We start from the raw sequence: 12359 nt of genomic DNA on the forward strand, positions 1-12359 counted from the left end.
ATCAAATTTGACACAACCTGTCCGTAAATTTTGTATAATAACCAAAATTAAATGTAAAAAGGGAAAACTCTTGGGAGCTCAAAAATCTAGGGGGGGGGCGATAGCCTTTCTAAAAGATTATCTTATTTAAAAAGACAGCTAAGTTTTGGCGCTCTACTTGCTATTTTAAATTTAGTCTTTAAAGTTCTTAATTATACTTCTTTATGCTTTTGTCATTTGCCGTATTATAAAAATTTCAACAATTTAAAATTATCTATGTTTTATCAAAGTGCTTTTGTATGAATTTTCAATCATAGAATAAAAGGAGGTCATTTAGATGGTAATTTGGTCGGTGGTGCTTGAGATAAAGCTAAAATGAGTTTTAATTTTAAACTAAAGGAGAAAATATGTTTTTAAATTTATTGAGCGAGGAGTCTAAAAAGGCGTTTTTAGAGCTCGCTTTGATATGTGCTAGATCAAGCGAATATGCTGGAGCAGCCGAAAGCGAAGTGCTTGAGAGATACTGCGAGGAAATGAATATTGAGGTACCAAAAAAGACTTTTAGAGCCGATTTTATAGTTGACGCATTTACGAGCGATAGAGCAAAATTTGATACCGAGATAGAAGAAATAATAGAATCTATTCGCGAAGACTATGGCGATATTTTAAGAGCCAAAAGGATTATTTGTTTCGAGCTATTTGCAATGATAAACGCAGACGGTGTTAAGGACGAGCTGGAGGATGCGATACTCTCTAAGCTGGATGCATACGAAGCGAGTAAACTAGACATGTTGGCGGCTATTGTAAATAGCCACTTTAAAGTTTTTGACGACATAGAAAATCTTTACAATAAAACGAGAAAGGCATAAAAATGTTTTTAAAGGATTTTACCAACGATGAAACAAGAGGAAATTTTATAAGATTAGCCGCTATTGCTTTAGGTTCAAATAAACCTAAAGTTCAAACCGATGTATCACAAGTCGCTAAAAGTGTGATAAGAGTAGCTGGAATTAGTGTGTTCGGACTTGCGGGCGCTTTGGCTACAGGAGTATTTTCTGGTCTTGCTTATGGTTTCATAGGCAGGGATGATGAAAAAAGACACATACTAAATAATTATATTTTAGAAGCTCAGCTAAAAGAATTTGACCTGCAAGGTGCGATGGATGACGGTCTAGTTATAACCAAAATGGAACATAGCGAACTTGTCGAGGAAATAAAGGAGTTAGTAACTGGCGCTGATTTAAAATTTTACATAGAATTTAAAATGCTGGCAGCTGGTTTGGAGCAAAACGATATTTTAAATTTGATGGACGAATTCATAAAAATCGAGCTTAAGGCGACTGATGAAATAATCAATTTGTGCGATAACTGGGTGATGAATACTCTGTTTTTTAGCAACTATGTTAAAAAAGAGCTAAGAATAGACTGATGTTTTCTTGCGATGCTTGCGGTATTTGTTGCAGGCACATTAGAGACATAAAGGAGCTTGAGCGTTTTATGCTAGATGACGGCAGCTGCGTAAATTTAGATAAAATGAGTAATCTTTGTAAAATTTACGAAGCGCGTCCGCAAATTTGTAGGATAGACGAGATGTATGAGGCGAAGTTTAAACGATACTTCAGTAAAGAGGCGTTTTACGAATTAAACGAAAATGCCTGCAAAAAACTAAAAGAAATTTATAAAGGATAATATATGCCGTTACCGTTAATACCTGTGCTTTTATGGGGCACTTCTCTAGCGACAGCTGTTTTTGGAGCCAAAAAAGGCTATGACGCTTATAGCGACAAAAAAGATGCCGATAGATATAATAAAAGCGCGAGCGCAATATTTGAAGAGTCGCAAAAAGCGCTAGACGACCAAAGAAAGATAACCAATAATGATATAGTGAAATTTGGTGAATATAAAGTCGATATTTTTAACTCGTCGATGATTAAATTTATAGATATTTTTTCTAGGATCGTAAATTTCGAATACGAGCAAGATATGGGTTTGGATGGAGAATTTAACATAACCGAGAAAGAATTTGAGGCTTTGAAAGCCGAGATTTTAGATATAAAAACTATGCTCGGGGGCGGAGTAGTTAGTGTGGGCGCGGGCGCTGCGGCAGGATTTGGGGCATTTGGTTTGACAGGGGCTTTGGCGACAGCTAGCACGGGTACGGCTATCGGCTCGCTTAGCGGAGTAGCTGCCACAAATGCCACTTTAGCTTGGCTTGGGGGCGGATCGCTAGCTAGCGGAGGACTCGGTATGGCGGGAGGTATGGCGGTTTTAGGCGGCTTGGTGACAGGGCCTGCATTAGCGGTTGCGGGCTGGGTGCTATCTGCAAAAGCAGAAGCTGCCAAAAACGAAGCCTACTCTAATCTTCAAAAAGCAAGAGCTATAGAAGAGAGTAATAAAACCGTCGTACTGCAGCTGCAAAGTGTAAGCAATACCATAAAATCGGTTACGAATACGCTATCCAAACTTGCAGTATTTTTCAACGATCCGTTACTAAAAAATCTTGAAAATTTAGTTAATGAAAACAACGATGCCGACCTTTACTCACAGGCGCAACAAGCCATTGTAGAAAATGCGCTTTATATGGCTCAAACTATAAAAAATCTCTTAAGCGTCGCTCTAATGGATGAAAACGGCGAGATAACCAAAGAAATAAGGGCAGCTAGGATGAAGGCCGATAGGGCACTAAAAAAGATGGCCGATATAGATGCTAAATATAAATAAATTTGTCTAAATTTGACGGTTTTTCTGAGCTTGGACGTGTTTAAATTTACAAATTTGTCCCAAGCTCACTTATAAATTTTTAGTAAGGATATGAGATGTCAAAAGCTATTTATGAAGAGATAATAGATGAGATAGGAACGCAAACGCTGGCAAGATTTGGGCTAAATATTTTTAGTTTAAATACTTATGCAGGATATGGCGCTAGCGTGAAGATGACAAACGAAGCTACTTATGCTCACAATGCAAATAAAAACAAAATAAAGCCAACAAAAGATAATGCAGATAAGTATTCTAGTTATCGAGGCGATATGTTTGATGTTTTGCATTCTAACGCTTTGAATTTAAAGAATGCTTTGGATGATAGTTGCAAGAAATCATATAGCACCGATAGGCTTCATGAGATACGAGAAGCACAGATAATAAACAAGCAGATAGAAAATGGTGAAAAGCCAAAAGAATTGCCTAAATTTTATGATTTTATAATGGCTAATTACACAGATGAAGTAAAAAATATGAATTTTAACTCAAAAGAGTTGCAAAATTTAATGACCGTTGGCAACTATAAAAGTAAAAAACTTAAAAATCACGAATCTACCGACTCGGTAACTTTTGATAAAAACGGTAAGATAATTAAGAAAGAACAATTGAAGGTAACGAAAAACGCTGAATGCCAATTTCTGCAAACCCCAAATCATATAGATGCCATTAAAGAAAATGAAAAAAAGAATGCTTTTGCGGTTAATGAGGGCAAAAATGATATTTTGTATATAGAAAGCCAAGATGGCTCAAAAATTTACATAAAACATAAAGATGGAAGTGACATATATAAATACATAGAAAATAACGATAATATAACCGTGCCATACGATGATTACGTATTTTGCAAAGAAGAACTGGAAAAAGTAATAAATGATCCCAATAAACCGCAAGAAAAAAGGGAAATAGCCAGGCAAGCCCTAGAAAAGCTAAATAAAAATAACCTAATAAATCGTACGATGTTAGAAAATCCGCGAACTACGGCTACTATCACACAGTCTGCCGTAGCTGCTGGACATATAGCGCAAGCTGGACTCTCTGACGCTACAGTTGTATGTTTATCCACTTTAGCAAATGGAGCGATATATGAGATAAAAGACGTTTTTAGCGGCAGTACTCAAACTACTTTAATAGAACGAGTAGAAAGGCTAATCAAAAAATCATTGGAGCCTTTCATAGAAACTTTCAAAAGGGGTGCAGGTTTTGGAGCTGTTGATATTTTGATAAAAAGCTTAACGCAAATTTTAACTCAAATAGGTAAAAGAATAGCTAAGCTATGGGATAGTATAAGAACTAGTGCAAAATCCATATACAACGCCATTTGCGACTATATGAGTGGTAAAATCAAAACTTTTGGAGAGATGATAAACGTCGTCGTAAAGTCGCTCTTTTCGGCTGCTATGGTTTTTGGTGCCGCACTACTAGAAACCCAGCTAGACGCATATCTTGCGCCAATTTTAACACCTGCAGTATCTAGTATTATATCGCCTGCGATTACTATCGTGCTTTGTTCTATCGCAGTCGTAATTGGGGCTAAATTTATAGATAAGGTGCTGGTTTGTTTCTTTGGCGTGTATGCGCAGCTGCAAAAATCAAGGCAAAAGGCTGCAGAGATTTCTGCCTTAGTAGATGAGGTGTTACCAGTGCTAGTAAAAGACAATGACAAAATAGAAGAGCTTATAAAAACTAAATTTAAGCAAATGAGTGCAAAGCTGGAAAGTTCGTTTAATGTTTTGCAAGAGGCTTTCGGTAAAGACAATAGCGAGCTTTTGTTGCAAAGCCTGATGGCCATAAATGACGTATATGGCAAAAGGCTAAAATACACGGATAAAGACGAATTTTGGAATGCGGCGCTTGGCGGGGATGTTATCAAAATATAATTTCTATTTTTCGGCAATCCATATTGTCGTCTTCACACTTTGGATTGCCTACTTTTACGTATTTTTTAGAGATAACGAATTTTCGGGCGATCCAGAGTAAAATTATTTACTTTGGCAATCAAAATCGATTTTGTTTTGATCGGTAATTTTTATCGCTAAATTTGGGATTAATTTAGTGAATGGCTTGGTAAAATTCGTATCTAAATTTTACCTACGTCTTTTTTCAAAGCCCTACTAAGCACCATAAAAACGGCAACTCAAAAAAAGAGGATAAAAAATATCCGCTTTAAGCTTTCTTTGAAGATTAAGATTATATAATTCCCGTCCTAACGATAGTAGTTATTAATCTTAAATATTGAGGAGAGTAAATGAAAAAAATCATTTCAGGTGCGCTAGCCACGTCTTTGCTAGCTGCTTCGGCGTTCGCTTTTAGCGTGGACGGCGAGCCTAGCGTTAAATTCGTCGGCTACAAGCTAGCTAACAAAACAGCCTTGGAAGGTACGTTTAAAGACCTTGGCTTTAAAAGCGCAGAAAACGCAAATTTTACGGATTTTCTAAAGAGTTTCGAGTTTAATATCGATCCTAAAAATATCAACACCAAGCTACCAGATCGCGATAAACGCATCGGTATCATTTTTGACGGCAACGTCATCGCCGCTAAAGTCGTATCTGCTAACGGCGATGAAAAAGCTGGCGAACTGGAAGTCGAAGTGGGAGTAAAAGGCAACTCGAAAACCTACAAAACGCAGTATGCGGTGGAGGACGGTAAGCTAAAGGCTAAAATCGGCATTGATTTGCTGGCTGACTTAAAGCTGGACGAGACGTTTGCTAAATTTGCTGCCGCTTCTAAAGCGTTTCACGCCGGCAAAAGCTATCCGGACGTAGAAATTTCGCTCGAAGCGAAAGTAAAATAACTCCGAAATTCGGTGCTAGCGCATAGCTTGCGCCGAATTTATCTACATTTATTCTTATTTTTTATTTAATACACCTAAAAATCGCCGACTTAAGATATAATGGGCCTAAAAATTTAATCCAAGGCAAAATATGACGACGAAAGAAAATAAAAAAGGGGTGGCGAGCGCGCTATTTTTGGCAGTTGCGCTGTTTGCGGCGGGGTGCGCGGGATATTTTTATTACGGGCTAGGCGGGACGGGCGTTTTTACGATGACCGTTGCCGTGATCTGCGCCGTTTTTTGCGTGAAAAAGATATTTCAAGTTAGCTTTTTGAGCGTCGATGACGACGGATTTTTAGTGCAAAAGGGCGGCAAGAACGCTAAATTTTACTTTAAAGATATCGAAGAAATCGGCGTTCGCACGATAGACGCCAAGCGTAAAATCGACGTTTTAAACGTGAGATTTAAAAAGGGCAAACTAGACCGCGACGCCGCTGATGGCCTTATGCAGCCTATCGGCGACGACGATGCCGTGATATACGACAAATACGAGCTCTCAAAGCACGAAGTTTTTAAAATTTTAAAGCAGAAATTTGAGGCAATTAACAATGGAAAAAAATGAAATAGATAAAATAAAAGAAAAACTCATTCAGATTTTTAAAGACGAAAGTGCTGCTTGTACTACTATAAACGGTAAATGGGGTGTTGGGAAAACTTACTTTTGGCATAAATTTGTAGAAGATAATTCAAAGAAATTAAATAAAAGTTTCGTATATATTTCTTTATTCGGTAAGGATAGTGTTAATCAGATAGTAAAGGAGATTATACTTCAAGCTTATAGGGCAAGTAAGGTTATATCTGAAGTTTCAGAGAAAGCTAAATATTTAAAATTTGATAAAATTTTAGATTCGGTTGTGCCTACGCTCGGCTCAGCAATTATCGGGTGCATATCGTTTTTTGAAAAGAAAGATTTCGAAAATATCGTAATTTGTTTTGATGATTTTGAAAGATTATCAAATAAATTAAGCATAAAAGATGTATTTGGATTAATATCGGAATTAAAAGAACAGAAAAACTGTCATATAGTTATGATTTTTAATGCTGAGGAATTAAAATTAGATGATATCAAAAGATATAAAGATAAAATCGTAGATTATGAATTTAACTATAATCCTACCGCGGAAAATACCTATAAAATTATAGAAGACAAACTTAAGGTTTTTAAGGATTATCCACTCGAATATTTTAAAAAACACAATATAAACAATATTAGGATTATGAAACGAGTAGTAACTGCGCTTAATGATTTTGGCTTTTTAGAAAAAGATTTAAAGGATTTTAAATATACTGAGCAAATTTTAGTAAAAGATATTATGGAAATAGCTACTATAAATGCTTTGAAATTAAATATGGATTTTAAGGAGCTTGATAAATATTCTTTTAAGTACTTTACTAATAATCTTAAAGATAACGAGAAAAATAAAGAGTTTGACGAGGTTATAGAATATGCTCAAAGAAATTACCTTGAGCCAAGTGACATAAGAGAGGAAATCATAAGCTATATAACAAAATCCATAACAGATGACGAAAAGATTAGAGATGTTGTTAATATTGTAAAATTTAAAGAAGACAAGCTTAAAGAATTGGATGGATATATGCATAGATTGCAATACGACTTTGAATTGGATGATGGAGAATATTGCAATAAAATAAGAGATTTTCTTGCTGACAATATTGATATGGTGTATGTTTTAGGGGTGAGTAACTTTATTTTTTATATAGAGTTTATCAAAGAACGAAATCCGACACAAGCTGATGAATATCATAATTTTGCCATTAATATATTGAAGGTCATATTGGAAAATAATAGTTACAATACCATTTTGCCGTATAATCCTGATATAGATAAAATTTTGGAATTTGACCCTATATTAATAGGGTATGATGATAATTTGAGAGATATGTCTAATCAAGCAAAAGTTAGCTCAAAAGAAGGAATTCTAAATATTTTAAACAATAGAAACGAATATGAGTTGAAAATACTTGAAAAGGTTGACGATAAAATATTAAAAGACTTTATCTTATCTGACCGTGAATTCTGCTTTAGTATTGTTAGTTTTTTAAAAAGCAGTCTTTCTAGATATTCTGGATTTAAAAATTTGGTAAATAAGTTTATTGGAATTTTCGAGAGTATAAAATCTGATAAAAACGACATCAAATCCATCAAAATTTTAAATGAAATAAAAAGAAATCATAGTAAAAAATAAAAATTTTAGGCGACTTTCGCCTAAAATTTTAGTCTATTTCATACCTCTCGCCTGGTTTCATTTCGATTATCTCCCACGGCAAGCCCTGCCTGTTTAGCTCGTCCATAAAAGGATTGGCGTCGAAATTTTCCATATTAAAGACGCCTTTTCCGCTCCAGATGCCCTTTGCGACCATCATCGAGCCGATCATCGCAGGCACGCCCGTCGTGTAGCTCACGGCCTGCGCGCCCGTTTCGGCGTAGCAAGCCTCGTGATCGCAGACGTTGTAGATATAGACCTGGCGCTCTTTGCCATCTTTTAGCCCACGTATCACGCAGCCGATGTTGGTTTTACCCTTCGTGCGGGGGCCGAGGCTCGCTGGATCAGGCAAAAGCGTCTTTAAAAACTGGATCGGCACGATCTTTACGCCGTTGTGCTCGACCTCGTCGATGCGCAGCATGCCGACGTTTTCTAGGCACTTCATATGCGTGAGGTAGCTCTGTCCGAATGTCATAAAAAAGCGGATTCGCTTTAGCCCTTTGATGTTTTTAACAAGGCTTTCTAGCTCCTCGTGATAGAGCAGGTAGCTGTCCTTGACGCCTACTTTTGGATAGTCCCATTTGAACATTATTTCCATCGGCTCGGTCTCTTTCCACTCGCCGCACTCCCAGTACCGACCCTTTGCGCTTACTTCGCGCAGGTTGATTTCTGGGTTGAAATTCGTCGCAAACGGATAGCCGTGATCGCCCGCGTTGCAGTCTAGGATGTCGATCTCATGGATCTCGTCAAATAAATTTTGCTGCGCGTAGGCGCAAAATACGTTCGTCACGCCTGGATCAAAGCCGCTTCCCAGCAGCGCCATCGTGTTTGCGGCTTTAAACTCGCCGTCTTTCGCCCACTGTAGCTTGTATTCAAATTTCGCGGCGCCCGGGTGCTCGTAGTTTGCGGTGTCGATATATGGGATGCCGGCGCGAGAGCACGCGTCCATGAGGGTTAGGTCTTGATAGGGCAGCGCCACATTTAAAAGCAAATCGGCACCCGTTTTTTTGATGAGCGCGACCACGGCGCCCATATCGTCCGCGTCGATCTGGGCGGTGTCGATAGCGACGCCCAAGCGGTCTTTTATAAATTTAGCGATCGCGTCGCACTTGCTTTTGGTGCGGCTAGCAAGGGTGATCTTGCTAAAAACGTCCGCGTTCATCGCGCATTTTACGGTCGCGACTTGGCTCACGCCGCCCGCGCCTATGATTAAGATATTTGACATTTCATCTCCTTAAAATTTTCCCGATTTTACCCAAAGCTTATATAAAATTTGCTTTCAATCGTTACAATAGCGCGAAATTTTAAAGGAATTTTATGCGTAAAATTTTAATTTTTCTGCTTCCGATTTGGCTATTTGGGACGAGCTGCGAGGAGGCAATAGAGCTTAGCGTCGAAGAGTTTATCAAGCGCGACCGCAACGCCGCGGCTACTGCGCTAGTGAGTGAAAAGGCGGCGCAAATTTGCATGGCTGAGTATGGCGAAGAGCATGAGAGCACGATCATAGCATTAAACAACTCGGGCAGCTTTTTTATGTTTGCAGGCGAGCCGCAAAAGGCGCTTGAGGCTTATGAGCGGTCGCTAAAAATTTTGCAAAAAGGGCTCGGCAAAGAGCACAAAGCGCTTGCAAAGCCCTATCGCGGCGTAGCTAGCGCACAGTCGGCGCTGGGGCGATACGATGAGGCGATAGCGAATTTCGGCGCGGCGATCAGATGCTATGAGCTTGGCGGCGAGAATATGCAAAAAGATCTGATGAGCTGCTACGCGGGGCTCGGCGATACGCTCTATAAAACGGGCGATTTTACCGGCGCATACGCAAAACACGCCGCCGCGCTTAAAATTTTCGAAGAGGTTTTCGGCATAGACGGCGTAAATTTGCTACGCACGAAGTATTATGCGCTACTAGCGAGCGATCTGGCGGGGCTCGGCAAGAAAACAGAGGCGCTGCAAAACTACGAAAAAGCCCTTGAGCTCGCGAATAAAATTTTAGAAAAAAGCGGCGATGAGCACGCAAAACGCCTGCAAAGCGAGATAGAGACCGAGATGAGAAAGCTTTGATCAAAATCAAATGCAGGCGAGCTTATCGAGCGCAAAACGATCAAACGGCGCATTTAGCGCTTTTATGAAATTTCTCATCAAGGTGCCTTTTTAAAGCACAGGGCAGCGTGTAGTCTTAAAAAATTAACCGTTGCGACCTTCGCCCTATGCGCGAAAGCTAAACGAAACCGCAATGCTAGCCGCCTCATAAACCCAAAAGCCAACCGTGCCGCCGCTAGACTTCGACCCTGGCCGCGGCTCCAGCTTAATTTCGATAGCCGAGCGACGAAGCGAGCAACCAGGCGCTCAAGTCCAAAGCCGCACAAATCCGCCTCATCGCCGCTGCGCGCCTAAACGTCTAAATTTTAAAAATCAGGCTGTGGCGAGGATTCAAACGTTTCGCGATATGTCTTGCGCCATACATCGGTCGCTGTAGCGCGCGGATAAAATTTTAAAATTTAAAGGAGGCGGAGTGACGGGCCCGCAAGGCGGCGCAGCAATAGCGCAAAACGGCGGTCCGGTACGCGGCAGCGGGAGTTGCGATCCGTCCGCCCAGACGTAGCGACACGACAAAACATCGGCACGGAGTAACAACAATGCGCGAAAGGATAGATCGGCGATCGCGGATGAAATTTGAAAATTTCATAGCCGCTTTAAAATTCCATACCTCGGCAAAATTTTGCCGCACTTGCAAAATTTGCGCGGAGAAGATTTTGCGAAACTCGGCTTTGAAATTTTATCCGAAGCTCGCACGGTTCGGACTTTGGCCGATAAATTGCGCCCTTTCGGATTTTACTTTCATTTTAAAATTTACGGCACCAAACGCGGCGCTATTTGGTCATTTCGCAAAAAGCAAGTTGCCGCGTCAATAATCTGCCAAACAGGCTCGCCGAGCGTTTAACCGCTTTGCCAAATTTGCCGCGCAAGCGAAAGCAAAATGCAGATTGTATCCGCCGAGCATCCCCGTTACGTTTAAAACCTCGCCGATGAAATAAAGCCCGCGAGTGCCGTTGTGTCCGCAGTTTGCGTCTAGCGCGTCCGTATCTACGCCGCCTTTGGTTACCTCGGCGCGCTCGAAGCCAAACGTGCCGGCAGGAGCGAATTTGTAGCAAAAAAGCCGCGAGATTTTCTCGAGTTCATCCGCCTTGTACTCACCGTAAGGTTTGTCGCCAAGTCCCGCCGCGCGTAAAAACTCGAGCGTAAATCGCCTAGGTAGCGGCAGTATGGTCGAGAGCTGTTTTTTGCTTTTTCGCGCGGTTTCGATGTTAAAATTCGGGCAAAAATTTATCGCAATCAAGCCTTTTTGCCAAAAAAGCGAAGCGTTTAGCACGGCCGGACCGCTTATGCCTTTATGCGTGAAAAGTATGTCGCCGACGAATTTTCTTTGCGTTTTTTGCCGTAGATTTACGGTATTTTTGCGGCTTGAGGATTTACCGCCCCCGTCAAATTTTATCTCCTGCGAGATGACAAAATCAGCATTTGGTTTGTTAAATTCGATCTTTTTATCCGATTTTGAAAAAGTAGGCGGGACGGCTTTTTCCGGCGGGCTTGCATTGCCTGTTTGCAAAAGCGCTTGATCACCGCTTGATACGCTTGAATCTTTGTATGGAGCGCTAAAATTATTTTCGTTTCGGCTTGCGCCGCTCGCGTTTTCGCAGGCTTTGACGACTCCTTTGCAGGGTAAATCAGACTCATCACCACTGCCCTGCCTGCCGCTTTGCGCATACCCCACTATGATCCGGGCGGGAAAGCAAACTCCGCTTAGATTTTTAAACCAAAACTCGTCTTTTTGCGCGGTAAATCCTACAAGCGCTGGGGCGGGCGGGGCGACGGCGACGCCAAAATCTCGCGCGATTTTGTAGCCGATATCGCTTGCACCTAGGCTTTTGTAGCTTAGTCCGCCGCTAGCTACGACGAGGTTTTCGGCGTAAAATTTGTCGCCGTTTTCGGTAACTACTTCAAAAATTTCGCTTAAATTTCGTTCGCCGCTTTGCGGTTTTTTAGTGTCAAAATTTTCCGAAATTGGTGTGCCGTTTTTGCCGCCCGAGTCGTCAAATTTTATATCTTGTGCAAAAGAATCGTCCAAAATTTCGCTGTTTTCGCCGGCTAAAATTTTACGCATGCTAGCTACGGACATACCGTAAAAGATTTTGGCTCCGCTTTGTTCGACTTTCTTTAAAAGCACGCTTAAAACAGTGCGCGAACCGCTTTCGCAAAAAAATTGATTTTGCTTTTGCTCGTTAAATTTCAACTCGCCGAAAAATTTTAAAACGTCTTGGAAGCTGAGATTTTTTAGGATGTTTGCGACGAAATCGGCATCGCCGAGGTAGTTTGATGCAGCGATACGGCGGTTTGTGACGTTGCACCTTCCGCCGCCGCTAGCTAAAATTTTCTTGCCCGGGGTTGTGTTTTTTTCGAGTAGTGCGACGCTTTTACCGCGTAAATTCGCCGCTAAAAATAGCCCCGCCGCGCCTGCTCCGATTATCAAAACGTCGTAAATTTTGCAAACCCTAGTCATTGCAAAATCC

General features: G+C 40.7%; 11 protein-coding genes. 9 read left to right on the forward strand and 2 right to left on the reverse strand.

What is annotated here, in order from left to right:
• The first annotated feature begins 386 nt into the window (after positions 1-386).
• The 8 genes from CRECT_RS01555 to CRECT_RS01590 all read left to right on the forward strand — a co-directional run bounded on the left by CRECT_RS01555 (position 387) and on the right by CRECT_RS01590 (position 7776).
• Positions 387-848 carry a hypothetical protein gene (locus CRECT_RS01555; RefSeq protein WP_004318854.1) on the forward strand — a complete coding sequence of 154 codons (462 nt, stop codon included), beginning with the start codon at positions 387-389 and terminating at the stop codon, positions 846-848.
• 2 nt (positions 849-850) lie between these two features.
• Positions 851-1408 (forward strand): hypothetical protein, encoded by a 558-nt coding sequence (locus CRECT_RS01560; RefSeq protein ID WP_004318714.1) that lies wholly within the window; start codon positions 851-853, stop codon positions 1406-1408.
• The gene (locus CRECT_RS01565) at positions 1408-1668 is read left to right on the forward strand and encodes a YkgJ family cysteine cluster protein (RefSeq protein ID WP_004318712.1); all 261 of its coding nucleotides are present in this window, start codon (positions 1408-1410) and stop codon (positions 1666-1668) included. The genes CRECT_RS01560 and CRECT_RS01565 overlap by 1 nt, the downstream gene beginning before the upstream one ends.
• A gap of 3 nt (positions 1669-1671) precedes the next feature.
• A complete protein-coding gene (locus CRECT_RS01570; protein ID WP_004318664.1) occupies positions 1672-2700 on the forward strand; it encodes a hypothetical protein in 1029 nt (342 codons plus the stop codon).
• 95 nt (positions 2701-2795) lie between these two features.
• Positions 2796-4616 carry a hypothetical protein gene (locus CRECT_RS01575; RefSeq protein WP_004318680.1) on the forward strand — a complete coding sequence of 607 codons (1821 nt, stop codon included), beginning with the start codon at positions 2796-2798 and terminating at the stop codon, positions 4614-4616.
• 368 nt (positions 4617-4984) lie between these two features.
• Entirely contained in the window at positions 4985-5530 is a 546-nt protein-coding gene (locus CRECT_RS01580; RefSeq protein ID WP_004318708.1) for a hypothetical protein, read from the forward strand.
• A 130-nt stretch (positions 5531-5660) separates the two neighbouring features.
• Positions 5661-6131 (forward strand): hypothetical protein, encoded by a 471-nt coding sequence (locus CRECT_RS01585; protein WP_004318856.1) that lies wholly within the window; start codon positions 5661-5663, stop codon positions 6129-6131.
• A complete protein-coding gene (locus tag CRECT_RS01590) occupies positions 6118-7776 on the forward strand; it encodes a P-loop NTPase fold protein (protein WP_004318817.1) in 1659 nt (552 codons plus the stop codon). Before CRECT_RS01585 ends, CRECT_RS01590 begins: the two co-directional genes overlap by 14 nt.
• 28 nt (positions 7777-7804) lie before the next feature.
• Here CRECT_RS01590 and CRECT_RS01595 read toward each other — a convergent pair whose 3' ends face one another.
• Positions 7805-9019 (reverse strand): saccharopine dehydrogenase family protein, encoded by a 1215-nt coding sequence (locus tag CRECT_RS01595; protein WP_004318844.1) that lies wholly within the window; start codon positions 9017-9019, stop codon positions 7805-7807.
• A 92-nt stretch (positions 9020-9111) separates the two neighbouring features.
• On the opposite strand from CRECT_RS01595, the gene CRECT_RS01600 reads away from it, so the two are divergent.
• Positions 9112-9852, forward strand: a complete 741-nt coding sequence (locus CRECT_RS01600) for a tetratricopeptide repeat protein (protein ID WP_004318774.1) — start codon at positions 9112-9114, stop codon at positions 9850-9852.
• Positions 9853-10696: 844 nt separating this feature from the next.
• Here the strand turns inward: CRECT_RS01600 and CRECT_RS13135 are convergent.
• Positions 10697-12349, reverse strand: a complete 1653-nt coding sequence (locus CRECT_RS13135; RefSeq protein ID WP_004318880.1) for an NAD(P)/FAD-dependent oxidoreductase — start codon at positions 12347-12349, stop codon at positions 10697-10699.
• Between the last annotated feature and the right edge of the window lie 10 nt (positions 12350-12359).

The organism is Campylobacter rectus (genome assembly GCF_004803795.1).
Classification (GTDB): domain Bacteria; phylum Campylobacterota; class Campylobacteria; order Campylobacterales; family Campylobacteraceae; genus Campylobacter_A; species Campylobacter_A rectus.

What these genes read in the sequence shown, in the direction of transcription:
- CRECT_RS01570 (WP_004318664.1), top strand. Translation starts at nt 1,672, where the DNA reads ATGCCGTTACCGTTAATACCTGTGCTTTTATGGGGCACTTCTCTAGCG.
- CRECT_RS13135 (WP_004318880.1), bottom strand. Translation starts at nt 12,349, where the DNA reads ATGACTAGGGTTTGCAAAATTTACGACGTTTTGATAATCGGAGCAGGC.
- CRECT_RS01560 (WP_004318714.1), top strand. Translation starts at nt 851, where the DNA reads ATGTTTTTAAAGGATTTTACCAACGATGAAACAAGAGGAAATTTTATA.
- CRECT_RS01595 (WP_004318844.1), bottom strand. Translation starts at nt 9,019, where the DNA reads ATGTCAAATATCTTAATCATAGGCGCGGGCGGCGTGAGCCAAGTCGCG.
- CRECT_RS01555 (WP_004318854.1), top strand. Translation starts at nt 387, where the DNA reads ATGTTTTTAAATTTATTGAGCGAGGAGTCTAAAAAGGCGTTTTTAGAG.
- CRECT_RS01590 (WP_004318817.1), top strand. Translation starts at nt 6,118, where the DNA reads ATGGAAAAAAATGAAATAGATAAAATAAAAGAAAAACTCATTCAGATT.
- CRECT_RS01575 (WP_004318680.1), top strand. Translation starts at nt 2,796, where the DNA reads ATGTCAAAAGCTATTTATGAAGAGATAATAGATGAGATAGGAACGCAA.
- CRECT_RS01565 (WP_004318712.1), top strand. Translation starts at nt 1,408, where the DNA reads ATGTTTTCTTGCGATGCTTGCGGTATTTGTTGCAGGCACATTAGAGAC.
- CRECT_RS01600 (WP_004318774.1), top strand. Translation starts at nt 9,112, where the DNA reads ATGCGTAAAATTTTAATTTTTCTGCTTCCGATTTGGCTATTTGGGACG.
- CRECT_RS01580 (WP_004318708.1), top strand. Translation starts at nt 4,985, where the DNA reads ATGAAAAAAATCATTTCAGGTGCGCTAGCCACGTCTTTGCTAGCTGCT.
- CRECT_RS01585 (WP_004318856.1), top strand. Translation starts at nt 5,661, where the DNA reads ATGACGACGAAAGAAAATAAAAAAGGGGTGGCGAGCGCGCTATTTTTG.